This window comes from Elizabethkingia argenteiflava, from assembly GCF_009904105.1.
Lineage (GTDB): Bacteria > Bacteroidota > Bacteroidia > Flavobacteriales > Weeksellaceae > Elizabethkingia > Elizabethkingia argenteiflava.
Map to the genome: position 1 here is coordinate 1 of NZ_JAAABJ010000229.1, position 25,392 is coordinate 25,392.

The 25,392-nt window shown below is 36.7% G+C and carries 23 protein-coding genes and 1 pseudogene; 10 read left to right on the forward strand and 14 right to left on the reverse strand.

Annotation, left to right across the window (positions count from 1 at the left end):
- Positions 1–50: 50 nt before the first annotated feature.
- The 7 genes from GNY06_RS02020 to GNY06_RS02050 form a co-directional block, all read right to left on the reverse strand.
- Positions 51–1,811 (reverse strand): BatD family protein, encoded by a 1,761-nt coding sequence (locus GNY06_RS02020; RefSeq protein ID WP_166518571.1) that lies wholly within the window; start codon positions 1,809–1,811, stop codon positions 51–53.
- Positions 1,811–2,545: a tetratricopeptide repeat protein gene (locus tag GNY06_RS02025; protein ID WP_166518572.1), complete on the reverse strand. Its 735-nt coding sequence runs from the start codon at positions 2,543–2,545 to the stop codon at positions 1,811–1,813. The genes GNY06_RS02020 and GNY06_RS02025 overlap by 1 nt, the downstream gene beginning before the upstream one ends.
- Before the next feature lie 26 nt (positions 2,546–2,571).
- Positions 2,572–3,576, reverse strand: a complete 1,005-nt coding sequence (locus GNY06_RS02030; RefSeq protein WP_166518573.1) for a VWA domain-containing protein — start codon at positions 3,574–3,576, stop codon at positions 2,572–2,574.
- Entirely contained in the window at positions 3,576–4,595 is a 1,020-nt protein-coding gene (locus GNY06_RS02035) for a vWA domain-containing protein (protein WP_166518574.1), read from the reverse strand. Before GNY06_RS02035 ends, GNY06_RS02030 begins: the two co-directional genes overlap by 1 nt.
- Positions 4,588–5,484, reverse strand: a complete 897-nt coding sequence (locus GNY06_RS02040) for a BatD family protein (protein WP_166518575.1) — start codon at positions 5,482–5,484, stop codon at positions 4,588–4,590. Before GNY06_RS02040 ends, GNY06_RS02035 begins: the two co-directional genes overlap by 8 nt.
- A 4-nt stretch (positions 5,485–5,488) precedes the next feature.
- Complete coding sequence (locus tag GNY06_RS02045) at positions 5,489–6,352, reverse strand: DUF58 domain-containing protein (protein WP_166518576.1); 864 nt, start codon at positions 6,350–6,352, stop codon at positions 5,489–5,491.
- A gap of 112 nt (positions 6,353–6,464) precedes the next feature.
- Positions 6,465–7,469, reverse strand: coding sequence for an AAA family ATPase (locus GNY06_RS02050; protein WP_166518577.1), 1,005 nt, complete (start codon positions 7,467–7,469; stop codon positions 6,465–6,467).
- A gap of 162 nt (positions 7,470–7,631) precedes the next feature.
- On the opposite strand from GNY06_RS02050, the gene GNY06_RS02055 reads away from it, so the two are divergent.
- The 8 genes from GNY06_RS02055 (at position 7,632) to GNY06_RS02090 (ending at position 15,918) form a co-directional block, all read left to right on the forward strand.
- The gene (locus GNY06_RS02055) at positions 7,632–8,102 is read left to right on the forward strand and encodes a DinB family protein (RefSeq protein WP_166518578.1); all 471 of its coding nucleotides are present in this window, start codon (positions 7,632–7,634) and stop codon (positions 8,100–8,102) included.
- Positions 8,103–8,183: 81 nt separating this feature from the next.
- Positions 8,184–8,936 carry a 23S rRNA (guanosine(2251)-2'-O)-methyltransferase RlmB gene (rlmB, locus tag GNY06_RS02060; RefSeq protein WP_166518579.1) on the forward strand — a complete coding sequence of 251 codons (753 nt, stop codon included), beginning with the start codon at positions 8,184–8,186 and terminating at the stop codon, positions 8,934–8,936.
- A 14-nt stretch (positions 8,937–8,950) separates the two neighbouring features.
- Complete coding sequence (locus GNY06_RS02065; RefSeq protein ID WP_166518580.1) at positions 8,951–9,979, forward strand: DUF6263 family protein; 1,029 nt, start codon at positions 8,951–8,953, stop codon at positions 9,977–9,979.
- An 18-nt stretch (positions 9,980–9,997) separates the two neighbouring features.
- A complete protein-coding gene (locus GNY06_RS02070) occupies positions 9,998–10,216 on the forward strand; it encodes a hypothetical protein (protein ID WP_244614334.1) in 219 nt (72 codons plus the stop codon).
- Positions 10,194–12,728 carry a hypothetical protein gene (locus GNY06_RS02075; protein ID WP_166518582.1) on the forward strand — a complete coding sequence of 845 codons (2,535 nt, stop codon included), beginning with the start codon at positions 10,194–10,196 and terminating at the stop codon, positions 12,726–12,728. Before GNY06_RS02070 ends, GNY06_RS02075 begins: the two co-directional genes overlap by 23 nt.
- The gene (locus GNY06_RS02080) at positions 12,715–14,010 is read left to right on the forward strand and encodes a glycosyltransferase family 4 protein (protein WP_166518583.1); all 1,296 of its coding nucleotides are present in this window, start codon (positions 12,715–12,717) and stop codon (positions 14,008–14,010) included. The genes GNY06_RS02075 and GNY06_RS02080 overlap by 14 nt, the downstream gene beginning before the upstream one ends.
- 91 nt (positions 14,011–14,101) lie before the next feature.
- A complete protein-coding gene (locus GNY06_RS02085) occupies positions 14,102–14,953 on the forward strand; it encodes a transketolase (RefSeq protein ID WP_166518584.1) in 852 nt (283 codons plus the stop codon).
- A 17-nt stretch (positions 14,954–14,970) separates the two neighbouring features.
- The gene (locus GNY06_RS02090; RefSeq protein WP_166518585.1) at positions 14,971–15,918 is read left to right on the forward strand and encodes a transketolase family protein; all 948 of its coding nucleotides are present in this window, start codon (positions 14,971–14,973) and stop codon (positions 15,916–15,918) included.
- Positions 15,919–15,971: 53 nt separating this feature from the next.
- Here GNY06_RS02090 and GNY06_RS02095 read toward each other — a convergent pair whose 3' ends face one another.
- The 3 genes from GNY06_RS02095 to GNY06_RS02105 all read right to left on the reverse strand — a co-directional run bounded on the left by GNY06_RS02095 (position 15,972) and on the right by GNY06_RS02105 (position 21,713).
- Positions 15,972–16,349: a hypothetical protein gene (locus GNY06_RS02095; protein WP_166518586.1), complete on the reverse strand. Its 378-nt coding sequence runs from the start codon at positions 16,347–16,349 to the stop codon at positions 15,972–15,974.
- Positions 16,350–16,412: 63 nt separating this feature from the next.
- On the reverse strand, positions 16,413–16,880 hold the full coding sequence (locus GNY06_RS02100; RefSeq protein WP_166518587.1) for an Lrp/AsnC family transcriptional regulator: 468 nt from the start codon (positions 16,878–16,880) through the stop codon (positions 16,413–16,415).
- A 144-nt stretch (positions 16,881–17,024) separates the two neighbouring features.
- Positions 17,025–21,713: a translocation/assembly module TamB domain-containing protein gene (locus GNY06_RS02105; RefSeq protein ID WP_244614335.1), complete on the reverse strand. Its 4,689-nt coding sequence runs from the start codon at positions 21,711–21,713 to the stop codon at positions 17,025–17,027.
- 56 nt (positions 21,714–21,769) lie between these two features.
- On the opposite strand from GNY06_RS02105, the gene tsaD reads away from it, so the two are divergent.
- Complete coding sequence (gene tsaD / locus GNY06_RS02110) at positions 21,770–22,786, forward strand: tRNA (adenosine(37)-N6)-threonylcarbamoyltransferase complex transferase subunit TsaD (protein WP_166518588.1); 1,017 nt, start codon at positions 21,770–21,772, stop codon at positions 22,784–22,786.
- Positions 22,787–23,482, forward strand: coding sequence for an RsmE family RNA methyltransferase (locus GNY06_RS02115; RefSeq protein WP_166518589.1), 696 nt, complete (start codon positions 22,787–22,789; stop codon positions 23,480–23,482).
- On the opposite strand, the gene GNY06_RS02120 is transcribed toward GNY06_RS02115, so the two are convergent.
- The 4 genes and pseudogenes from GNY06_RS02120 to GNY06_RS02135 all read right to left on the reverse strand — a co-directional run.
- Complete coding sequence (locus GNY06_RS02120) at positions 23,479–24,159, reverse strand: TrmH family RNA methyltransferase (RefSeq protein ID WP_166518590.1); 681 nt, start codon at positions 24,157–24,159, stop codon at positions 23,479–23,481. The genes GNY06_RS02115 and GNY06_RS02120 overlap by 4 nt on opposite strands.
- Positions 24,160–24,339: 180 nt before the next feature.
- Positions 24,340–24,561: a helix-turn-helix transcriptional regulator gene (locus tag GNY06_RS15070; protein ID WP_166518591.1), complete on the reverse strand. Its 222-nt coding sequence runs from the start codon at positions 24,559–24,561 to the stop codon at positions 24,340–24,342.
- Positions 24,476–25,075, reverse strand: coding sequence for a helix-turn-helix transcriptional regulator (locus tag GNY06_RS02130; RefSeq protein WP_166518592.1), 600 nt, complete (start codon positions 25,073–25,075; stop codon positions 24,476–24,478). Before GNY06_RS02130 ends, GNY06_RS15070 begins: the two co-directional genes overlap by 86 nt.
- 38 nt (positions 25,076–25,113) lie before the next feature.
- A pseudogene (locus GNY06_RS02135) lies at positions 25,114–25,392 on the reverse strand (IS982 family transposase); the annotation flags it as partial.

A 25,392-nucleotide genomic window follows, 5' to 3' on the forward strand; every position in this document is an offset into this window, starting at 1 on the left:
AAACATACATTTAGAAATAATTAGTGTGCAAAAGTAGGAAATAAAATCATTTATTCCTCAATTTTTATATACACCTCATAAATCTGCGTAAACAACTGTTGCATAATGGATTCCTCTTGCAAAGGAGAAAATTTTACGATATTAATCTGACTTTGCAAGTTTTTAACTTTTTCTAAGATGTCAGCGTCGTAATGATTGCTAAGATAGCTCAAAAAAGTAGTCTGGTAATGAAATTCGGTATAATCCTCTAATTCCTTCTGCATGTCTGAATAGGCTATAAAGAATTTCGAATAATCCTTTTGGGAGATAAGGTTTTCAAGATACTTTAGGTGTGTAGGTATATCGACACGCATTTCTTTAAGGAGTTTATGTTCAGTTTCTGATACATTGGTTGTTAACTTAAAATGTGGAGAGTAGTGTTTCCCTGTAGGAGAGCTCGCTTTGTTGGAATTATAAATTTTATAAAAGAAATAAAGAAATAAAGCTACGAGTAGCAAAGCAACTAATAATAACCATGGGGATATATTTTCGTTATGGCTACGAAAATATCGATGCTCCACGTCTACCTGAGCAATAACCGGTATATTAACATCTGGGGCAACAGACTGATCACGATCGCCTCCGGTTTTTACCTCCTTAGAGGGGGTCGGTAATGGAGCCTCTTTTCTTTGTATAAAAATAGGTAAATCTGGAAAGTTCTCTATTTTATATTCTTTAAATTGAGGATCAAAGTAAGAAAAAGGCTCTAAAGCTATAGTGCATTTCCCATATTTTTTCGGAATAACAAGGTAATCGGCCGTCACATCTCCTTTAAACCCTAAATCTCCGGCAGTTTTTAGGTTATAGGTGATTTTGGGTTTATAAATGCGATAGGCTTCCGATTCAATAAACTTCGGCAACTGGACTTCTTTTAAATTGCCTACACCCGATAACTTCACTTGAATACTTATGGGTTTATTGATCTCCAAATCGCCAAGCGTTTTCATAGAGACCTTTGCCTTATACTGACCTACTGCATTTTGAAAATCAGCAGGAGCGTTATCGGGTAAAGGCTTCACATTCAACTTGACCCTATTGGATTTTATCTTAGATACGGTTCCTCCCTGTACTACTTTTGCTTCTACCGGAGGTAATATTGTTTTTCCAGAAATTTCAGGAAAGAGCAGATAAACAGCCATTTTCATAGAATATTCGTCAGCGGTATGATCTATTTCTCCATTTGTATCTCCTACCTTATAATACCGGACACTACGAGCGGGAGAAAACTGCACCTCTTCGATATTATCCAGACTGTTCATATTTTTACTATAGGCGGTAACTATAGCCATAACCGCCTCATTTACATATACATTTTGAGCATTGATATGCGTTCTAATATAAACTTCATTGTTACTACGTAACTGAGGTTTATTCTCTACAAATTTTTCATTTTTAACAAAGATTTCTTTGGTATCGGTTTTATAAATAACATTATCTACTTTTGCCAAAGCACTCCCTATTCTTAGTACGCCTGATACTTTTGGCCTTACCACCACTAAAGCTGAAAATCGAGTTAGCTCTACTCCTTTTCTTTCATCTAAATAATATTCACGACTGGTTTCAGGTGCTGAAATATCGTATTTTTTAGGATCAAAATAAGGGAGCTTCATCTGAATATCACTAGAAGACTTAGAGGTAGCCATAAAGACTATAGGTATCTCTTGCCCTATTTTAAGAGGGCCCTTATCCTCTACATACATACTCATCTCTACCTGAGCAGAAACATGTAAACCTGCTAATAGAAATAATATGTAAAAATACATACGACTCATCACCAGTCTTTTTCGTTGCTTATAGGACTACTGTTGGTTTTTTGATTAAGTATTCTCTTGGAAGTGTTTTTCTCTTTATCTCCTACCTGCTGAAGAATCTCTTTTTCCATATCTCGGGGTATCCTCTCTTCTTGCCCTTGATTTTTATTTTGATCACGCCCCTCTGCATTCCCTTTATCCTGCTGATAATTCCCCTGTTCAGTTTTTTGTACATCACCCTTATTTTCTTGGGGTGGCTCTTCTCCCTGCCCAGCCTTATTATCCTGTTTATCGCCCTTTCCTTCACCTGAGTGGTTTTGCTTATTTTGTTTATCCTTAAGCTTGGCTATCTCGTAATTTTTACGAATCGCAAAGTCTGTGGGGGATAGCTTTAATGCTTCTTTATAATAGCGAGCAGCTTCCTGGGGCTTATTCTGTTGCATTAATGCATTTCCGCGATTATACAGAGCGGCCACTTTATCCTGTACATTATTGGTCAGGTGCTCAGCTTTCTGATATTCTTCCTGAGCTTCTTTATATTTTTTTTGTTTGTAGAGGGCATTCCCCAGATTATAGTGAGCTCCAAAATCTTTTGGTTTTTTTTGAACAGCCTTAAGGTAATAAACAGAGGATTCTTCGTATTTTTTATTCTCAAAATCCCTATTCCCTTTATAAATTAAAGTTTTAACATCTTGAGCGTAAAAAATACCAGATATATGTATAAGTAGTATGAATAATATATTTTTTAGTAACATTCGAAATACTTTACAAAAGTAACATTTTATATGTTAAGATCTCTTTTGGGGTTTGTTAAATATATGATAAAAAAAAGTAGCATGGAAATGCCTAAAAACCACTGATAAGCATGCTTGGCAGAAGACGAATCCCTAACTTCCTCTATTTCGCTTTTTAATTTTTCTATGGTATTCACTAACTGATCGGCCACCTTATCGGCATTACCGTCAATGTACACTCCTCCAGTACTATTGGACATTTCTACCAAAGCCTGAGTCTGGCGTTTAGAAATTACCGGCTCTCCATAAGGATTGATTTTATACCCCATTAATTGACCATGCATGTAATCTGGAACCGGAGCTCCTTGATCACTGCCAATACCCACTGCTATAATTTTAATTCCCTGAGCTTTTGCTAATGAGGCCGCCGCCTTATCATTGCCTTCATTATCTTCTCCATCGCTTATTAAAACTACATTTCGACCACTCTTGGAACTGGCTTTATACATTTTAGAAACTTCCTTGAGTGCTACTAAAAAATCGGTTCCTTGTTGACCTATCATACTCGTTTCCATAGCTTGAATATAGGTTTTAACCGCTTCATAATCTGTAGTTAAAGGCATAATAGAAACTGCATTTCCTGCAAACACCACAATACCTACTCGCTCGTCTTTCATTTTCTCAAGTGTCTCCAGAACAATTTTTTTCTCTTTTTGCAACCTGCTAGGCTGTACATCCTCTGCGTTCATAGAATTAGAAACATCTAATAATAAAACCACATTGGAAATTTTGTGTTGTGTTTTCACTTCTTCACGACCTGTAATTAAATCGGCAAAAGCGAGTATCAAAAAAATAAATCCTAAAAAATATAAGACGATAAAAACATACTGATATTTAGCCTTCGACATAAATAAAACAGCATGAAAGTGTTCATCTGCAAATAAATTCTTTTTCTTTCCCCGCCAACGCATAAAATAGAAAATCATCCCTCCCAGAAGGGGTAATAATAAGAGTAGAAAAAAACAATTATAATTATCAAATGTCCAGTTCATTACACCAAAATTTTATACCGCACCCATCTCAAAAAAGCATCTAGAAGAAGGAAAACTAGCGCTACCCATAGACTCCCTCTAAAATGCTCTTTATAATTATACATTTTGGAGGCTTTAATATCCGTCTTCTCTAATTGATTAATTTCATTATAAATTTGTTCAAGCGCTTGATTAGAGGTCGCCCTAAAATATTTCCCACCTGTCTCCAATGCTATATTTTGCAAAGCAGGCTCATCAATTTCCACTTTTTGCTCGGTATAAATTAAATCCCCAAAAAAAGGATCTATAGCCGTAGGCGTTAATGCATAACCATTAGTACCAATGCCAATCGTATAGACTTTAATATGATTTTTAGCTGCCAATATCGCAGCAACAGCTGGATCTAGGCTATTTTTAATCGTTTGTACACCATCGGTCATCAGGATTACGATTTTACTTTTCGACTTGCTATCCTTTAAATGATTAATCGCTACTGCTAAGCCTTCTCCTATAGCTGTTCCAGGGGATAATTCATTAGGATCCAAATGCGCAATCTCCTGCTTGAGCACTTGATGATCCATTGTTAAGGGCACCTTTAGGAAACCCTCTCCAGCATAAGCAACTAAGCCTATTCTATCCCCAGGTCTGTCGTTTACGAATTTCTGAGCTATTTTAGATAAAGCTTGCAATCGATCGGGATCTAGATCTTTAGATAACATACTAAAGGAAACGTCTACTGAAAGCATAATATCAATCCCCTTACCTTCATCACCATCCTGAGATACCGTGAAAGTCCTGGGCCTAGCCAGCGCTATAATCATGGCAGAAAGAACAATATACTTGGTGATTCTGAATAAGAAAAATATAAGGTCCATTGCCGTATACCCACGCATATTTTGGGTTACCGGCACTTTTATACCCTGGTTTTTCTTACGTATAAAATCTCTTATTAAAAGGGGAATTAATCCTAAAAACAACCACAAAAGCTGAGGACTCTCAAATTCGAAATTGAAACCTAAAGAAGTAAAAAAATCAGACATGTTTCCTTATATTTTCAAATTCAATGTCTTTATAAGACCTTTTTACAAATTCTTTAATATTATCGAAATCATTTTCCATTAGGCTATGTGAGGGGATAATTTTTGCAAACTTCACCAAATCCCCCCGCGAGAAAACTTCTGCCAATATTTTTTCATTAGCCTCCGCTATTTTATTCTGCCCCTTCATATAATCCAATAAATCTTCTGTCAATAATTCTTTAGCTGGAAATCCATATTGTTGAGATAAGAAATTTCGCGTAATATCGATTAATTGAACATAAAAATTTCTAAAATCATTGTTTTCAATATATTTTTTATTTTTTAAAGCTTCTAGCTCCTGGAGTGCCTGATGACTGCGTAGCAAGGGTGGAGATTTTTTGGCCCTTCCCCATTTTATATACATCCAGATTAGGGCAATAATCCCTATAAGCAACAACCCTCCCAAGAAGTATAGTTTATACAACTCCCAATACTCTTTAAACCCTAAATCAACTATTTTGTTGTTCATAATATCGTTAATAGTATCTTCTTTTTTGGCCGTATTAATGACTTCTACCTCATAAGGAATGGTGTTGAGTATGCTGTCTCCCACCTTTATCTGAATAGGAGGAATTTTGAATTTGCCCTCTTCAAAAATTTGAAATTTTATGACCCTTGTATAAAGATTAGGTGTATTTTGTACGCTATCGCTAAGGATTTCAAAGTGAAAAGGAAGCATTTCATTTTTGGGTGCAGCCTGCACCTCTAAGCCTGTGAGATGACTAATATTAATTTTGAACTCCGCCGGCTCCCCTAATTTTAGTGTTGTCTCGGACAACTGAGATGAAAGGGTTTGCCCAAAAACCAGAAAACTGAAAACTGAAAAACAGCATAAAAGAAATTTTTTCATCACCTTATTTCGTCTGAAAATAGTTGTACAAAGGTCGGATATAATCCTGTCCTGTCATAAGTTTAAAGAACACTGAGGCACTTTGATCAAAGACCTGCTCTATATTTTTAATTTTTTGCTTTTGTTTTTCCGCAAACTCATAACGCCATCTGGCATTCGAGGTGTTCACCCATATCTTTTCGCCCGTTTCCGCATCACTCAGCAAGGCATAACCAATATCGGGTATTTCTAAATCCTTTGAATCGTAAACACCAAAACCCAAAAGCTGATGTTTATTGCCCACCACTCTAATATTTTTAAGATCGAAGTCATCATTAAAATCAGAAAAAAGAAAAACATAACTTTTCTTTTTGAAGGCCTTCATTAGATAACTTAAAGCTCCATCTAAATTTACCGTTGCCGGAATATAATCTGCATTCAAAATACTACTGATAATAGCCAATATATGAGATCTTCCTTTTTTAGGTGGAATCACCTTATATACCCTATCAGCATACAATATAAGCCCCACTTTATCATTATTATTGACCGCTGAAAAACCCAAACTAGCACAAACTTCGGCAATGTACTCTCTTTTCAATGAAACATGAGTTCCATAGTTCATGGAAGCTGAAATATCAACCATCAATATGATGGTCAACTCCCGTTCTTCTTCCATAACCTTTACATATGGCTCTCGGAAACGCGCTGTCTTATTCCAGTCAATCCTTCGAATATCATCCCCAAATTGATATTGCCTCACTTCAGAAAAAGTCATTCCCTGGCCTTTAAAAGCACTGTGATACTGCCCCATTAGCATAGCCTCTACACTTTTTTTTGTGCGGATCTCAATTTGCTTTACTTTTTTTACAATATCTTTTATACTCATTTTTATTTTCTTGTGAAGAATCTACTCCTCTAAAAAACAGTGAGAAAGGCTCAACAAATTTTGCTAAAATCAAAAAAACAGCTCTCCCCCAGATGCACCCATCCCACACAAACTAGGGGGCTTGGACTTTGGACAATATCTCATCCACAATTTTTTCTGCCGTTACTTCTTCAGCCTCGGCTTCAAAGCTTAAGCCTATTCTATGGCGCAATACATCTTTAGATATTTCTTTAACATCTTCAGGAATCACAAATGCCCTTCCTCGAATGAAAGCTAAAGCTCTAGAGGCAATAGCAAGATTGATAGACGCTCTTGGTGAAGCGCCATAAGTAATATAATTTTTAAGATCTGGTAATGCATATTGATCTGGATAGCGAGTAGCAAAAACCATATCAAGAATATATTTTTCGATTTTTTCGTCCATATAAATCCTATTAATAAATTTCTTAGCCTCAACAATTTGATCTAAGGAAATAATAGGATTGACGGTAGGAATATCCGACGCCGAGACCATACGCATTACTTTACGCTCATCTTCAAAACGGGGATAATCTATGCTACATTTCATCATAAAACGATCGGCCTGTGCCTCGGGCAATAGATAAGTACCCTCCTGATCAATTGGATTTTGAGTAGCCAGCACAAGAAAAGGTACGGGTAATGGCATAGTGGTATCTCCGATAGTGACTTGCTTTTCTTGCATCACTTCTAATAAGGCTGATTGTACTTTCGCTGGCGCACGATTAATTTCATCCGCCAATACGAAATTAGCAAATACAGGTCCTTTCTTAATTGAGAAATCATTTTCTTTTACATTATAAATCATAGTCCCCACTACATCTGCAGGCAATAAATCCGGCGTAAACTGTATACGAGAATATTGCCCCTCAACAGCAGAGGCCAGAGTCTTAATCGCCAGGGTCTTCGCTAATCCAGGAACTCCCTCCAACAAGACATGTCCATTTCCTAAAAGACCTATAAGAAGACGCTCAATCATATACTCCTGACCGATAATCACTTTGTTAATTTCAGATTTCAAAAGAGAGAAAAAATAATTCTTTTCCTTTACCCTCTCCATTAAAACTTTTACATCTTCTGCTTGATTATATTCTAACATAGATTTAAATTCAATTTTGAGGGGTAAATTTCTGTAAAAACATTCCAAAAACCACTATCATTAAACGTTATTTATCGTTAAAATTTGTTAAAGTTGAACCCCTGAAATTAGGCTCTTTGCACTATTTAGATTACTTTTGAACGAAATTAATTTGGTTGTACCGTGAATAAACTTTTCAAAGCACATCGCACCCTTAGAAAAAACTTGACCGATGTTTTGCAGAAAACCAATTACCAAGAACTGTTGATCATTCCCGACGGGTTCAACAACAATATTTATTGGAATATAGCCCACTGCGTGGCAACACAACAGCTATTGGTATATTATTTGAGCGGCAACTCTTTTAGAATAGATAAATATTGGATTGAAACCTATAAAAAAGGGACCTTACCCAATTTAGAAGTTTCTACTGGAGAAATAGAAGACCTGCACTTTTTACTGACGGAGACTTCTAGAATTATGGTGAAGGACTATCATGAAAATTTTTTCCTAGAGTACACCCCCTATTCCACCAGTATAGGTATGGAGCTAGAAAATATAGAAGACGCTATCCTTTTCAATAATCTCCACGAAAGCCTGCACATAGGCTATATCATGGGACAAAAAAGAGCGCTTATAGGTGAAAATTATTAATGTTCCCAAAAAAGGAGCTTACAGAAATTACAAATAAAAAACCCATATATTAAAGATAATTAATGTTTAAATTAATATTGAATGCGAGAAGATAAAAAAGATGATTTCATATTTGGGCTTAGACCTGTTATAGAGGCCATAGAGGCGAACAAGACGGTAGATAAAATATTTATTCAGAACGGTTTACAAGGCCCTATTATTGGGGATCTAAAAAAACTTTTAGCCGTCCATAATCTTCGCCCTAACTATGTACCGATAGAAAAGTTAAACCGATTTACACGTAAAAATCACCAAGGAGTAGTCGCCTTTATATCCGATATTCCCTTTTATAAAATAGAAGACGTTTTACCCTCTATTTTTGAGACAGGCGCAACACCGTTTATCCTAATGTTAGATCGCCTGACTGACGTGCGAAATTTCGGTGCTATCTGTCGTACTGCAGAGTGTGTTGGAGTTCATGCTATTGTGATTCCAGAAAAAGGTGCCGCACCCATCAACTCTGATGCGATAAAAACTTCTGCTGGAGCGCTCTACAATATAAAAATATGCAAAGAGAAAAATCTTGCCCATGCGGTAGACTTCCTACAACAATCGGGAATAAGAGTGTTAGCAGCGACCGAAAAAGCCTCACAGTTAATTTATGAGGAAAACTTTTCAGAACCGGTTTGTATTGTAATGGGAAACGAGGAAACAGGAATCTCAAAAGAAGTCTTACATCACGCCGATCATAAAATAAAATTACCCATACCGGGTAAGACTCAATCGCTCAATGTATCAGTCGCTTGCGGAGCTATCTTATACGAAGCCCTAAGACAGAGAATTATAAATCACTAAAACAACGAAGAAACATGAAAAAAGCACTCGCTTTTACAGCCATCACGTTAACCCTTCTCTCATGTAAAAAGGGAGAACGGTTTAGCGATACCCATTCTGAAAATATAAAAAAAGAAACCTCTACTGCACCTGTAGCAGAGATAAAAGAAGAAATAAAACCTGCTATTTCCGATTCTGCGGGTGTATACACTCTTAAATATAAATTAGAACCTGGAAAGACTTATCCTTTCATTCTCTCTCAAAAGGATGTGCAAAGCCTTTCAATGGGGGACAAATCTGAATCGAATACCAACGAAACCACCGATAATATATCGTTTGCGGTAAACAGTTTTAATCAGGGTATATACGATATAGATGTACACTTCATCTCCAAAAAACAGATAGGCAGCTCCCAAGGAAAAAGCATTAAAGTAGATACCGACGGACCTGAACCTAAAAATGAAAATCTAAAACTCTTTTGGAAGGTTAACAAAGCTTTAATGGGGAACTCCTTGAAAATGAAAATGAACGAATCTGGAAATATTATTTCCTTTGAAGGCTTTGAACCCATTTATACCAAGATTAACAGCACTGTAAATAATGCCGTAAAAGATGCCAAACAACGTAAATCCATTATAGAAGGCTTTAAACAGGGATTTAATGAAGAAGCCTTAAAAGCTCAATTTAAAACCAATATCAATTTATTCCCAGAAAAAGGATGGAAAATAGGACAGAACTTTACCGAAAGTGCTCAACTTTCTCCAGATGGAAAGATAAAAAGCACCACCACTTTTTCTTTAGCAAAAGTTGAAAATGGTACTGCCGAAATTAAGATAAAAGGAGGAATCCCTAAAAAATCTAATAAGCAATCTAAAAATGGCATTACACAAACCGTTAGCTTAGAAGGTGTCCAAACGGGCTCTTTGAAACTAGATACAGAAACAGGCTGGATGAAGTCATCCACTATTTCTATGACTACCACCCAATCACAAACCTTGAGTGACGGAAAACAATCACAAACTGCGACTCAAAAAAATATCTCAACCACTAAAATAAATCCTTAAACGAAAATGTTTAAATATTTGTTCGAATCTATTCTCATTGTCATCATCATTTTCTTTACTTGGAATATCCTAAAAAGAATATTTTTCCGAACATTTTATCAAGGGCTAACCGGACAAAATACGCCTGATAAACAAAATAAAACAGAATCTCGCTATCAGAAAAAAACATCGCTTAACTGGGATGCAAAAACTGTAGAATACGAAGAAATTAAAGATGAAAATGAGCAAAAGAAATAATATTGTTACCGCCCTCAGTCTCGTTTTTTTTATCCTTATAGCGGTTATTTACAACGCTCCTCTTTTAACGGGGAAAGAGCTTATACAACCCGATATTGTGCATTATAGAGGAGGCGCTCAAGAAATGCTAGAATACCGTGCTAAGACAGGTAATGAAACCTATTGGAGCGACGCCATGTTTGGGGGTATGCCTACTTACCAAACGGGGGCTCAGTTTAGGGGGGATATCATAAAAAAAATAGACGCTGTTCTTAACTTTCTCCCTAAGCCGGCGAATTATTTATTTTTGCTTTTCTCCGGATTTTTCTTTCTGGGCATGGTTAGCCTGCGCAACTGGAAATATGCGCTCTTAGGAGCTAGTTTTTTTGGATTGTCTACTTATTTTTATATTATTATTGCGGCTGGCCATAATGGGAAAGTGCATACGATAGCCTATTTCGCTCCTTTAGTAGCATCAATACTTCTGGTATATCTGCAAAAAAAATACTTCTGGGGATTTGTGGCTACAACCCTATGCATGGGCTTACAAATTACGGCCAACCATCCCCAAATGACTTACTATCTCTTTATTGCTCTGGCTTTCTTTTTTCTGTCCGAATTCATTCGAACGGTTATTAAAACTAAAGATTATAAGCATTTTCTTACAGCTACAGCTATAGTAGGAATAGCAATGCTACTGGGATTAGCCATGAACAGCCAAAGAATGCTATCTAACGCGGAGTACGTAAAAGAAACTGTCCGAGGAAAACATATCCTTTCGGATATAAGCAAACAAGAGGATATTCATGGGTTGGATAAAGGAAGTATCACCATGTGGAGCTATGGGAAACTGGAAACTCTTAATCTATTCATCCCACGTCTTATGGGGGGGGCTAGCCAAGAGAAAGGTAACGATAAAATGGTAGGCCGAATCCAGCAACTTATTCAAGAAAATGCTACATCCCAACAAGAAGTAGATAATATTATGAAAGGGCTTAATAGCCTAAGTTACTGGGGAGAACAACCCATGACTTCGGGACCGGCTTACCAAGGAGCAGTGGTTATCTTCCTGGCCTTATTAGGTTTTTTCTTTGCGCATGCTAAATACAGATGGTGGATTCTGGGTGCTAGTATTTTAACTATTCTATTAGCCTGGGGAAACAACTTTATGCCTCTAACCGATTTTTTTATCGACTTTATACCGATGTATAATAAATTTAGAGCCCCTTCCTCTATTTTAGTAGTTGTAGAATTATTCTTCCCTTTTATCGCTATAATAGGGCTTTACCGCTTTTTTAGCGATAATGCACTCTGCGTTCAGTACAAACAAAAAATATTGTTTTCCGTCACCGGCAGCGTGGTAGGCATTACGCTACTAATGATTATTTTCGGGAAAGAAGCCCTAGGCTTTCAGACCGAATTAGAAGGGCAATACCTCCCTTCCTATATCCTCAACTATTTAATTGAAGAAAGGTATGCTGTATTCTGTACTGATGCTATAAAAGCCATACTATATGTAGTCACCACGGGTGTAATCTTGTTGCTGACCATAAAACAGAAAATGAGAAAAAATATGGCTCTAATTCTGATCGGAGGACTCAGCATATTCGATCTTTGGACAGTGAACAAGCGTTATCTGAATAACGATAATTTCACAGATAAAATTTTTGCGCAAAATCCATTTATCACAGAAACCTCCGAGAGTTTGATCGCAAAATCAAATACCAACTCCTATATTGACGGACTTTTACAGCAAGCCCCCATTAATCAAGCACTAGAAAATATTGCTAAGAAAGACAAAACCCACTACAGGGTTTTCAACTCTTTATTAGGGCCTTTTAATGAGACCAATACTTCTTATTTTACCAATTCTGTTGGAGGCTACAGTGCTGCTAAACTCCGCCGTTATGACGACCTGATTAATAAATATTTTAATAGTGATATCAATTCTCATATTCTAAACTTACTCAATACCAAATATTTGCTCGTAGCAGACAGCACAAATACAGGGATACTAACTAAAGAAAACCCCCATGCTAATGGCCCGGCTTGGTTGGTAAGTGAAATTAAAATCGCCTCCACCCCTAATGAAGAAATTAGCCTCATTGGCAAAATTGATCATAAAAAAATTGCTATTATTGGTAAAGAGGATGAGGGTTATTTAAAAGGAAAAAGGCTAGCGGAAGATGCGAATGCAAAAATTGAAATTAAAAATTACCAACCTAACCAAATTCTATATCAATCCTCATCAGCAACACCTCAACTGGCTGTGTTCTCAGAAATCTATTACCCACATGGGTGGAAGTTCTACGTAGATGGAAAACCTACCGATTACATTAAGGCAGATTATCTCCTGAGGGCCTTATATATACCTGCAGGCCATCATGAAATCTATATGAAATTTGAACCCGAAGTGATTCAGAAAGGAAAAAGCATCTCACTTGCCTCCACGAGTCTATTTTTAATATTAACAGCTTTAGGCTTTTGGTTTTACCAGCGTAAAGAGAAACAATATCCTAATGATAAAGCCTAAAAAAGTACTTATCATTACCTATTACTGGCCTCCAGCCGGAGGACCAGGAGTTCAAAGATGGCTGAAGTTTGCAAAATACCTCCCTGAAAATAATTGGGAACCCCTTATATATACGCCGGAAAATCCATCTTACCCTTTATGGGATGAGAGTCTTATACAAGAAGTCCCAAAGGATCTCAAGATCTTAAAAAATAAGATATGGGAGCCCTACCGCTTTGCAGAAAAATTAAATAAAAAAAATAAAAAGTTCAAATCAGGACAATTTGATATCGGGAAAAATCAATCGTGGAAATCTAAACTCTCTATTTTCATTCGAGGTAATTTTTTTATTCCTGATGCTCGAAAATTTTGGGTTAGACCTTCAATTGCTTTTCTAAAAAAATATCTTCAAAACCATCCTGTAGATGTAATTGTAACCACAGGTCCTCCTCACAGTCTTCATCTGATCGGTAGGGGATTGAAGAAACAATTTCCCAACCTCAAATGGATTGCGGACTTTCGTGACCCTTGGACAGAAATTTCTTATTATCGATATCTAAAATTAACAAAATGGGCGGATCGCCAGCACCACAAGCTGGAACAAGAGGTTTTCTATAAAGCCGATATTACTTTGGCTACAAGCTTTAGAGATGCCGAAAACTTCAGAAATAAGGGAGCAAATGCACACTGCATTACCAATGGTTTTGATAGAGAGAAACTTCCGGAAGGAAAACCTAAAAATTCAAAATTTATACTCTCTTATATCGGCGTTCTTGAACAACTGAGAAATCCTGAAAACTTATGGAAAGTTTTAGTAGAGTTAGTAGAAGAAAACTCAGATTTTGCTGAGCATTTTGAACTCAGATTTGCAGGACGACTGGATGATAAAATTTTAGAAACTCTAATGGACTCTCGGCTTAAAGAAGGTTTAAAGCTATTGGGCTACATCCCCCATGAAGAATCGGTAAAAGAGATGGAAAAATCGGATATCTTACTGATCACCAATTTCCCAAAACAAGAATCTTCTGGTATTATTCCCGGGAAAATTTTTGAATACTTAGCCACTCAAAATCCTATTCTCTCTATTGGACCCGATAAGGCTGACGTTGAAAAAATATTGAATGAAACCAAAGCCGGCCAACACTTTAGCTATGAAGATGATAAAGGAATAAAATCTTTTATCCTCTACCACTTTAACGCATGGAAATCCAACACGCTTAGTGAACGGTCCAAAAATATCATGCAGTTTTCGAGAAAAAACCTAAGCCAAAAACTGGCTTCATTACTGAATTCTATAGTATGAAAAATATGAAAATAGAATTTCAATCCATCTTATGATCTCCTCTCCAAAAACCATATAATTTCCTTATTTTTGCGCAGAAATAGATTTAATTATGAATAAAAGTATTGATGAATTGAGCAATATAGCTACCCAAATCCGTCGGGATATTGTACGCATGGTACATGCTGTTAACAGCGGCCATCCTGGGGGTTCTTTAGGCTGTACTGAATTTTTTACAGCTTTATATGGTAAGGTGATGCACTATAATTTACCCTTTACCATGGAAGGTAAGGGAGAAGATCTTTTCTTTTTATCCAACGGACATATTTCTCCTGTTTTTTATAGTACTTTGGCGCGGTTTGGCTTCTTTCCGATTGAAGAACTTAAAACCTTTAGAAAATTAGATTCTAGATTACAGGGACATCCTACTACTCACGAGGGTCTTCCGGGAATCAGAATTGCGTCAGGATCTTTAGGTCAGGGGCTTTCTGTAGCTATAGGAGCCGCTCTAGCCAAAAAATTGAATGGAGACAACTCATTGGTGTACTGCTTACACGGAGATGGTGAACTCCAGGAAGGCCAAATATGGGAAGCGCTAATGTATGCTGCAGCAAAAAATGTAGATAATATAATTGCTACCATAGATTATAATGGAAGGCAAATTGATGGGGATACCCAGGATGTATTGAGTTTAGGAGATCTACACGCCAAACTAAAAGCCTTTGGATGGGAAGTCCTGGAGGAAAAGAATGGTAATCATCTGGAATCTGTAATCGAAAGTCTGGAGACCGCAAAGAAAAAAACGGGACAAGGTAAACCTGTGGTCATCATACTGCATACAGAAATGGGAGCAGGAGTCGATTATATGATGGGTTCTCACGCTTGGCATGGGAAAGCCCCTAATGATGAACAACTATCCCTGGCCTTAGAACAACTCTACTTAAACCTCGTAGCAGATTACTAATTCTTCAATACAAAAAAATGAAATTTACTTATACAGAAAAAAAAGATACACGCTCAGGCTTCGGTGCTGGGCTCGCGGAGCTTGCCGATAAAAATCCGAATGTAGTAGCGCTTTGTGCCGACTTAATAGGATCTTTAAAAATGGAAAAGTTTATCGAGAAAGCTCCAGAGAGATTCTTTCAGGTGGGAATTGCGGAAGCTAATATGATGGGGATTGCCGCTGGCTTAAGTATTAATGGAAAAATACCTTTTACTGGAACTTTTGCCAATTTTTCGACTTCCAGAGTATACGACCAAATCCGACAATCCATTGCCTATTCAGGAAAAAATGTAAAAATATGCGCTTCCCACGCCGGTCTTACTTTGGGGGAAGATGGTGCTACACATCAGGTATTAGAGGACATCGGCATGATGAAAATGCTACCGGGCATGACAGTTATCAATCCCTGCGATTATAACCAAACTAAAGCAGCGACAATGGCTATTGCAGATTATAAAGGTCCTGTTTATTTACGCTTTGGGAGGCCTTCTGTACCTGTATTTATTCCTGAGGACATGCCTTTTGAAATCGGTAAAGGCATTCTACTTCAGGAAGGCACAGATGTAACCATTGTAGCTACGGGACACTTAGTTTGGGAGTCATTAGTGGCCGCAGATGCTCTGGAAAAAGAAGGAATTTCGTGTGAGGTAATCAATATACACACCATTAAACCTTTGGATGAAAACATCATTTTACAATCAGTCTCAAAAACAGGTAAAATCGTTACTGCCGAAGAACATAATTATCTGGGCGGTTTAGGAGAATCTATAGCAGGCTTACTTGCCCGAAAAAAACCTACCCCACAGGAATTTGTTGCCGTAAACGATAGCTTTGGAGAATCTGGAACCCCTGCGGAACTGATGAAAAAGTATAAAATAGATGCAGATGCCGTAAAAGAAGCCGTAAAAAGAATCGTGGTAAACTGATATAAATCTCATCGATAAGTTAAAAAAAGGATGCTTTTATTAGCATCCTTTTTTTATTTAAATAATTCCCACTTAGGAATAAATACAAGCAATCCAATTCCTATAAAAAAGAACATCATAAAAACATCTGTATATAAGAAAGTCATTAAAAAATTTAGATGAATAATAAAGTGAAACATAATCGTTATAGGAAATAGATAAACACCTAATTTTCGAAATCCATATATACCCACCAAGGCACCCATGGCTGCTATATTCAGTCCGAAAAGCAAAATCAGATACCATTGGGGGATCTGCATTTCATCTTTTAATAATACCACAGCATAATCTACATTAAGATTATTGAGAATCAATAACAACAACAACCCCAATACTAGAAAAAAAGGTTTCCCCCGTCTCTGTTTAGATTCTACATTAGCCTGCTCTTTCATATGATTGTAAAAATAAAAAAAGCTTTTGTTTATTCAAAAGCTTTTTACAAACTTATATTTTTTTTAAATAATGGCCTGGATTAGACGATTTTTATCACTCAAGTACTCTTCCATAGAGATCATGCTCTCAGTACGCATCACATCGGGTATATCGTCAATTCTATAAATAATATTTTTGGCATCCTCTGTGTTTTTTGCTTTTATTTTTATAAAAATATTATATTTTCCAGAGATTACACTGGCTTCAACGACATTGGGTATATTTGATAATTCTTTTAATACCGCCTGTGTTTTGTTAGACTTGGATAATAATATACCTATAAAGGCTGTAAAATGATAATCTAACTTACCATAGTCTATACTTAAAGAAGATCCCAAAATAATTCCAGCATCTTCCATTTTCTTAACTCTAACGTGGATAGTCCCGGCAGAAACATCCATCAATTTTGCGATTTCGGTGAAAGGCATTCTGGTGTTTGCTACTAAATAGCCCAGAATTTTATTGTCTATTTCATCCAACTGATAATTCATAATTCATTTTTAATTTAAAAATAACGTTATTATTTATATATACCGCAAACTTACGAAAATATTATTTAAACAAAAAACTTTAACAATTTTTAATATAAATTCAGAATAAAAAATAATTTCCAATAAAAAAACTACATAGCAAGCTTAGTTACCTATAGAATCTCTAATATTTTTAGCTTTCAATATATCAGCTTTCTTCCCTTTGATCCTTGTATTTTTCTTTTTCCTGAATAATTCGCCAAAGCTATTAAAACTCTTTATATAAGCAATACCCGCTCCATAGCTTTGGTTTTCACTAGCATTTGAACCTAAACCAACCCCTGCACCTATATTAGCAGGCTTAGAATAAGCCCTCAACACCAAACTACCATCATTAGTTTTTGATACATCATATTCTATTGAACCCTCTCCAGAGAGATAATTGTTCTGTACATTATCGGTTCGGGAAATTGGAATACCAATACCGGTTTTAACTTTTATACGAGGAGACAGGTTAATATTGATATTCGTATTGGCTCTATCGGCAATTTCGGCGGACTGATCTCCTTTTATATAATCCATATCGATCTGGAAATCGTTGCTAATAGCATTAAACACGGAAGCTAAATTTTTAAAGACCATACTATAGCCGGTAGAGACCGCTGCATTCCCTAAAGCAACACCATCTAATGAGGAAGTAAGATTAAAACTATTCATTATAAGAACTGAACCAATCTGTTTTATTTTTTCATCCTCGGTATTTACTTTAGCTGCTAAGGCCTCTTTAATCTGGCTAGAGGCGTCCGGTAATAAGATATTCATTGCAATCGCTCCTGTTTTATTGAGCTCCTGGAGTTTATTCTTAATTTTTATCTGGAGTTCCACATTGGTAGGCTGAAGCTTCCCGACGCTGAGGTACTCTCCCAGATTCGTTACCACTCTATGATAACTCGCCACAATATTAAGCTCAGGATTCATAACATTTTCATCCCACAAAATATTACTGCCTTTATGAATCTGGAAGGTTCTTTCTAAAATAGCTTTGGAAACAAAAGTTCCATTATCCACTGTATACACTCCATTCATGTTCATCAGGCCACTACGCTTCATATTAAACTTTAGGTTATGGGCCTGGCCTCTTACACTAATACTTCCCACATTCTCTCCCAATAAAACGTTTACAGCAGAATTTTTATCTACATCCAACACCAAACCTATGGCTATATTTCCGCCGGTTTTAAGCTTTTTCTCTATAGAAACTTCACCCGTTTCTTTATTGATTTTCAAAAATCGCAACATTTTAAATTCCTCTACAGAAGAGGTGGTATTGGTATTCAGGGTAAATTCACTTCCTCCTATTACAGAAGCTCTCGCTAAAATATCGAGTGCAGAAACAGGCCCCCAAATATAGAGATCTCCTTTGGCTGTGACCCTTCCCCAGAAGCTATCAAAATCCTTTTGTGAAGTGTTAAGCAATAATAGATTGTCCGCTCTTACAATTAAGTTTACCCCTAAAGAGGCAAAATTTTCAAACTGAATAATTCCGGAAATACTTCCTGCGGAATTGTAACGCCCATCTTTTAAGGCTAAATCATTGAGTTGAACGATCCCCTTAGAAAGAGGGATTACAGCATCTGCGAAACTATAATCCACCCCAGTGAACATAAGCTTAAATCCCAATCCTTTCATCGCAATATCCCCAGAATAATCTAAGTCATTAAGAGGTCCAGTAATCTTTATCTCTCCATTAGCTTTACCTCTTAGATTGGAAAATATATCTTTTACAAATTCTCCAGCAAAAGCAATATTAAAAGCATTTAAGGCCGCAGTGAGATCAAGAGTGGGAGAACTTGTATTGTTATTAATATTACCTGTTAAGCTAAGATGATTCCCTCCAAATAAACCAGAGGAAGTAATACGAGCCTCCACCTCGTAAATGTTGGAACCCGTACTTTTAGCATTCACGATTAAATCTCCTACCTCTTGTCCACTCATCTTAATCCCCCCTACCTGAATATCCACAATAGGCTGCAAGTCATTTTTACTCATTTTTATCTTGGCCGAACCATTAGCAATACCTTGTATATTCAATTTATTACTAGTCGGAATGAAAGATAAAACTTTGGCTAGCTGAAGCTTATTCAACTGTATATCCGCGTCAAAATCCTTACTCCCCTTAAAAAAGCCATTAATCAATATACTACTATCATCTGAGTACAGCCGAAGATGGTTAACTTCAAATCCCTTTTTCTTCTTGAGATACAATATGGAATGATTTAGCTCTTCAGAAGTATCTACACTCCACATATCATTGTTCAGCTTTACTGAAGTAGGCTCAAAGCGAAATGCGATATCGCCACTTGAAGAGGTGGTCTGATTAAAATTAATGGCATATTCTTTAAGATGCCCACTTTCATCCTGTGTGACATTACCTGCTTTAAATAGAGAGGCTATACGAAGTATTTTTCCATTTTCATTAGTGCCTTTGAGCATTACATCTTTCACTATATTTTTAGCATATTCTATTTCTCTAATATTGGCTAAAATCTGCTCTTGTGGTATCGTCGTATTAATTTTAATCTGCATACCTGATGCGGCCAAGGTATCCGAAGAAACAGCTTTATCATCAATTTTGTATTGGGGATTCACGCGTGCCAACATTTTATCAGCCTCCTTAACTTCCTCTTTCTTAGTTATTATATATTTTAGAGCCGGAACATCAGCGTCCATCACCAAATCATTAGTGGTCCCTGTATAAAAAGCTTTAATATGCCCCCCACGTGGAATACGGGCATCTGGCAGGAAATAACTGAGTAATTTTTGCTGTACCTCAAATTCCATATTAAAATGCTGACCTTTATACATATGTTTGGGAAGATACCCTACCAATATATTTCCTAATCCACTTTGGACCATATTTCCTAAGTCCGCTAAATTATAATGTCCAATAATTTTACCTTTTACCGCTCCTGGAGCATCTACATCAATAATTCTATCCCCCCCATCAAAGAAAGCTTTAACATGAGCGTTAGGAATATCTAACTTCTGCTCGGTAGTGGTTAATTTAAGGCCTTCAATTGAGGCGTCAAGATTAAGATCATTTATATCCGTCATAGAGAACTTACCCTCTAAAAAACCACTGACATTGGTATTACTATTCGCCTGATAACCAAAATAACTCAGATTAAGATAGTCGATATGACTTTTTATGTCGGCTTGTAACCTTTTGGTACTAAAGTCTATTAAACCACGGACACTGGCTTTAACCTGTGTATCATTTAGGTTGATAAGCCCATTATATTTTTTTTGTGCCAATACGCCCTCAAGAAAAAGATTATGCACTTCTTTACCCATTAATTGGATGTTTTGAATATCCGATTTGGTTTTTAGTGAAAGGGTATTTATATCGAATCCCTGCCCTTCAATATCCACATTCCCGCTCAGCAATCCCACATCTTTATTTTTTGTAAAAGCGCTAACATTGAGATCTTTCACACGTAAAAATCCTTTATACTTAGGTTGCTTAGAGCTATAATCTGATAAAATAATATTTTTTATGTGAGCCTGCCCTATTCCTGTAAGGAGTTCTCCCTTGGCCAGCACATGATGAGGGTCGATATCTACCCCACCCTTAAATTGTATTCTCTGAAAAATATCGGCAAAATTTCCCATATTTTTCGAAATAAATTTCGGCATTATTGATTTTAACTCAGGATATGTAAAATCAGTAGATAAGCGATCGCTTACAATATGATACCTGCCCTTAAGAAGATCTTTGATTTTAAGTTTCTCAGCACGGAACTTCAAATCTTTAGCGTGTATTAAGAAGTTATCCAAGCTAAAGTTATTGAGTACTCCTTTCATCTTTCCCGAAAGATTTAAAGGTGCATCGTTATCCCAACGCTGTACAAAATAGCCGATATCGTAACCGCTGATTTGACTACCTCTGCGAAGTTGCATATCCCAAACCACTTTATTGGAAAAATCGGCGAAATGCGTTTTTTTATCTAAATGAAATGTAAGATTACCCATTAAGAGGGTATGATCTGTATTAAGGGTAAGATCACCGAATTTTAGCGTCTCTTGGGTGAGTGCAAAATCAGTTGAAAAGGTATCCACTAAATACGGCTTGCCCCATCGAAACGTACGAAAGGTCATATTGTTGACCCGAGCACTTACATTGGGGCCTTCTATCTTTAGCAGGGGGACAGTTAAGTAAACGTGATCCGCTGTTAACCATTTTCCCTCTTCACCTTGATGGTTTTGATTGACAATGGAGATTTTACTGTCTAAAATCTGAACTCTTGAACGCAATTTAAAAACTGGTTTGTGAGGTCTAGGAGGCTTTCCATCATCAAATTTAGCAATAAATCTACTAAAATTATCCAGAGAATCTCCTTTGTAGGTAATCACCTTTACGTCTGCATTTTTTAATGACATAGATTCAAAATCCAATGCATTGGTCTTACCTATGTGCAATAGAGAGAACCAATTGGACCTCGCCCGGTATTCTTTGACTTGTATAAAGGGATATGCTTTGTCATCTTTAATCTGCAAATCTTCGATGATCACATCTCCAAATATATTAATTGAAACATTTTTCTTTGAAATAGAAACCCCAAAATCTTTATTAAGGAATCCAAGCGCTTTATCGGCTGCCCAGTTTTTCGTTATTGGTAAAGTTATAATCACACTGCCCAAAATTAACAAGCCAATGCCTGTGTAAAAAACATATAACAATAATTTTACCCATCCGTCAGAATGGGAGGAATATTGGTGATTTTCCACCCTATCGTCTCGCTCACCGCTTATTTTTGAAGTCTCTCTCCTTTTTTTATCCCCTGCTTCTCCCACTTGCTTTATACTCTATTTTTCGTTATTCTGTTTATTATTCTATAAATTTGCTCCCTATGAGCAAGTCTGTTATTTTAGGTATTGAGTCTTCTTGTGATGATACATCTGCAGCCATCATTCAAGAGAATATTATTTTATCTAACACCACTGCCAGCCAGAAAATTCATCTGGAATACGGTGGCGTTGTGCCGGAATTAGCTTCTCGGGCACATCAACAAAATATAATTCCCGTAGTAAACCAAGCCCTTAGCCAAGCAAATATACAACAAAAGGAAATTTGTGCCATAGGTTTTACTCGCGGTCCGGGACTTTTAGGATCACTTTTAGTGGGGACGTCTTTTGCAAAATCACTAGCCATGGCTCTGGATATACCTCTGATAGAGGTCAACCATCTCCATGCGCATATTCTTGCTCATTTTATTGAAGATGCAAACGCATCACCGCCTGAATTTCCCTTTATCTGCCTGACAGTGAGTGGAGGACATAGCCTTATTGTATTGGTAAAAGATTATTTTGATATGGAAGTTTTGGGAAAAAGTATTGATGATGCTGCTGGGGAAGCTTTTGACAAAATAGGAAAAATTATGAACCTTGATTATCCTGCTGGTCCTATCATTGATCAACTATCCTCCAGAGGGAATGAAAATGCTTTTCAATTCAGTAAACCCAACTTAGAAAACTATAATTATTCTTTTAGTGGCATTAAGACTTCTGTCCTGTATTTTATTCAGAAAGAACTGAAAAAAAATCCTCAGTTTATAGAAGATAACTTACACGATCTATGTGCTTCCGTACAAAAGTCCATTGTGGATATTCTATTAAAAAAACTTCAAAAAGCAGCCGATGATTACAAAATAAAAGAAATTGCCATTGCTGGTGGGGTATCTGCCAATTCAAAACTTAGAAGTTCTCTACAAGCGCTTTCGAAAGAAAAAGGCTGGAATTACTATATTCCAAAGTTTGAATACACCACCGATAATGCGGCTATGATTGCTATGGTAGCCCAGCTGAAATATAAAAGAGGTGAATTCACAGATTTAAGAACTACAGCAACGGCTAAATACGATCTTTAAATGAAACTATTCTACGGCAATATTACCGAAAATAATATACAAATACACCCAGATGATCAATTGCACATCACCAAGGTTCTACGCATGCGAGAAGGCGAGAAAATATCGGTAACCAACGGAACAGGAGATGTCGCTCATGGCTTTCTGCACCTAGAAGGCAAAAAAGCTTTATTCCATACGGAAAATGTACATTGGAACACTCCAGATTTTGGCCGCAGGCTACACCTTGCGATAGCCCCCACTAAAAATATGGACCGGACTGAGTTTTTTATAGAAAAAGCTACCGAAATGGGCGTGTCAGAACTAAGCTTTCTAAACACAGAAAAAACCGAACGTAAAAATCTGAATATTGAGAAAGTCCAAAAACAAGTAATTGCAGCTTCCAAACAGAGTTTACGCTTTCATTTCCCCAAGGTAAATGGATTCTTAAAGTTATCCGATTTTTTGGGAAAAATTATTCCGGAAAAAACTTACGTAGCCCACTGTCATGCAGAATTGGAACGCGAATATATCCACACTCTTGAACAAGAACAAAACCTATGTTTTCTTATTGGGCCAGAAGGAGACTTCAGTTTGAAGGAAATTGATATGCTTAAAGAAAAACAGATTAAGGCGGTTAGTTTAGGACCTCAACGCTTGCGTACTGAAACAGCCGGTGTTTTTGTGGCTGCATGGAACTATGCCAACCTGTTTTAAAAGTCCGCTTCCATATGATGGGTTTTGAGATAATGCTGCAAGACTTCTTCCCCAGATCGTGTACTGTTAACAGCCCAACGGATCTTCAAGGCTAACTTTTTATCTTCCGAAAGCTTATATTGGAGATCTGAATGAATTAGTTTTTGCTTCATTTGATACATACATATCGCCGCCGCTACAGACACATTAAAACTTTGGGTAAATCCATACATGGGGATCATCAGCGTTTCATCCGCAAATGCCAAAACTTCCTCGGAAACTCCTTTCATCTCGGTACCAAAGACCAAAGCTACAGGTTTATCTAACTCATATTCCGGTAAAGACACTGCTTTTTTCTCGGGTGATACTGCCAGAATTTTATACCCTCTATTGCGTATGTTTTGCAATGAAGATAAACTTGCAGGCATTTTTTCCACCTGCATCCAGGTATCTGCTCCGCGGGCTACACGCGTATTGGGAGTAAAAGCATTTGCCTCCTCAAAAGCCACAAGCTTATGAAAACCACAGGCTTCTACCGAGCGTATGATAGCAGCGGCATTGCGAAATTGATAGATATTCTCCATGACAGGCAATATAAAATCAGAACTCTCCTCAGCATATTTTTCAATCTTAGACAGACGCTCTGGGGTAAGAAACCCTTTCATATAGTCATAAATCTGACGGTCTTTTTGATTCATCTTCCAAAATTACTTATTTACGACAATCCTTCCAAAAGCCCTATGGTTTTATACTTTAATCCATAACCTTGATCTAGATGAACGTAAAGCAAATTTTCAAAAAGTCGGATAGATTTATTTTATCCTCTGAATTTTAAATTATAGCAGAGCGTTATCTCAGTCCATGTATACTCAAATATTCTACAATAGCTTATTGCTGGTTGCATATGCCAATGCCTCCACAATATTTTTTGTGCCTGTTTTTTCAAATAATTTTATACGGTGAAACTTAACAGTATCCGGGGTTATGACGCTTTTCGCCGCTATTTGGTGAATACTAAGCCCCCCTTGCGTAAAGGCGCAGCATTTCCAACTCTCTTTCGGAAAGCTTTGTCTTTTCTTCTTTGCTCCATTTATTTGCATTCAAATTGTATTTCCATATTTCCTGAGAATCTTGTTTACTGATGCAAATATGACCAGAAGAATCATGATAGGATAGCCCTACTATACACAAGGCTTTCGATATTTCACCATCTTCTGAGAGATACAGAGGGGTTAATTTGTAGATGATGAGGATGGGGGTTTTATCTTGGTTTACAAGGTGAAAATCATAGGATATGGTATAAGAAGTTCTTCCGGATAAAGGAAGTTTGTGATAAAAGTCTAAACCTATGGTCTTAATTTTAAACAATAATTCCTGATCCTCAGGTAACACATTTCTGGAATAAAAATCAAAACCCATTTCCAGCACCTCTTGTACAGATAAACCACATAGAAAGAGTGGATTTTCGGATACGTATTCAAATGCTCTTCTCTTAAAATCAATCATGTATAAACTTTCATAAGTAGCTCTTGTAATAGCTCTTATTATTTCTATATAATGACTGGTGTTTATATGACCGGTTCTCGCAATATGCCTATTTCTTACTGCTTTCAAAAATAATTTATTAATTTTTACCATAACCCGTGGTTCATTTAAGCAATACGAGTTTTTAAGTTGTTAATATTTCTATTGTTTGGTTTATTAATGCATTTTATAACAGTCAGTGCCATTATCTTAGATAATATCTGTTCTTAAAGCCATCAAAGGATTTCGCATAGTTTCTTCTAATCATAAACTGATCACATATTGCGAAAATAAGGTTTCGATGCGCTTTCGGGATTTTCTAAAAATATAAGGCTGCGGCTTATATCCATGTTGATTTTTTCGCATAGGTACTTCCATATTAATCTGGTTGTAAGTAAATAAGTCTC

Excerpts from the sequence above, each read along its gene's own strand:
- GNY06_RS02020 (WP_166518571.1), bottom strand. The coding sequence starts at position 1,811 with ATGAGTCGTATGTATTTTTACATATTATTTCTATTAGCAGGTTTACAT.
- GNY06_RS02025 (WP_166518572.1), bottom strand. The coding sequence starts at position 2,545 with ATGTTACTAAAAAATATATTATTCATACTACTTATACATATATCTGGT.
- GNY06_RS02030 (WP_166518573.1), bottom strand. The coding sequence starts at position 3,576 with ATGAACTGGACATTTGATAATTATAATTGTTTTTTTCTACTCTTATTA.
- GNY06_RS02035 (WP_166518574.1), bottom strand. The coding sequence starts at position 4,595 with ATGTCTGATTTTTTTACTTCTTTAGGTTTCAATTTCGAATTTGAGAGT.
- GNY06_RS02040 (WP_166518575.1), bottom strand. The coding sequence starts at position 5,484 with ATGAAAAAATTTCTTTTATGCTGTTTTTCAGTTTTCAGTTTTCTGGTT.
- GNY06_RS02045 (WP_166518576.1), bottom strand. The coding sequence starts at position 6,352 with ATGAGTATAAAAGATATTGTAAAAAAAGTAAAGCAAATTGAGATCCGC.
- GNY06_RS02050 (WP_166518577.1), bottom strand. The coding sequence starts at position 7,469 with ATGTTAGAATATAATCAAGCAGAAGATGTAAAAGTTTTAATGGAGAGG.
- rlmB (WP_166518579.1), top strand. The coding sequence starts at position 8,184 with ATGCGAGAAGATAAAAAAGATGATTTCATATTTGGGCTTAGACCTGTT.
- GNY06_RS02065 (WP_166518580.1), top strand. The coding sequence starts at position 8,951 with ATGAAAAAAGCACTCGCTTTTACAGCCATCACGTTAACCCTTCTCTCA.
- GNY06_RS02075 (WP_166518582.1), top strand. The coding sequence starts at position 10,194 with ATGAAAATGAGCAAAAGAAATAATATTGTTACCGCCCTCAGTCTCGTT.
- GNY06_RS02080 (WP_166518583.1), top strand. The coding sequence starts at position 12,715 with ATGATAAAGCCTAAAAAAGTACTTATCATTACCTATTACTGGCCTCCA.
- GNY06_RS02085 (WP_166518584.1), top strand. The coding sequence starts at position 14,102 with ATGAATAAAAGTATTGATGAATTGAGCAATATAGCTACCCAAATCCGT.
- GNY06_RS02090 (WP_166518585.1), top strand. The coding sequence starts at position 14,971 with ATGAAATTTACTTATACAGAAAAAAAAGATACACGCTCAGGCTTCGGT.
- GNY06_RS02095 (WP_166518586.1), bottom strand. The coding sequence starts at position 16,349 with ATGAAAGAGCAGGCTAATGTAGAATCTAAACAGAGACGGGGGAAACCT.
- GNY06_RS02100 (WP_166518587.1), bottom strand. The coding sequence starts at position 16,880 with ATGAATTATCAGTTGGATGAAATAGACAATAAAATTCTGGGCTATTTA.
- tsaD (WP_166518588.1), top strand. The coding sequence starts at position 21,770 with ATGAGCAAGTCTGTTATTTTAGGTATTGAGTCTTCTTGTGATGATACA.
- GNY06_RS02115 (WP_166518589.1), top strand. The coding sequence starts at position 22,787 with ATGAAACTATTCTACGGCAATATTACCGAAAATAATATACAAATACAC.
- GNY06_RS02120 (WP_166518590.1), bottom strand. The coding sequence starts at position 24,159 with ATGAATCAAAAAGACCGTCAGATTTATGACTATATGAAAGGGTTTCTT.
- GNY06_RS15070 (WP_166518591.1), bottom strand. The coding sequence starts at position 24,561 with ATGCAAATAAATGGAGCAAAGAAGAAAAGACAAAGCTTTCCGAAAGAG.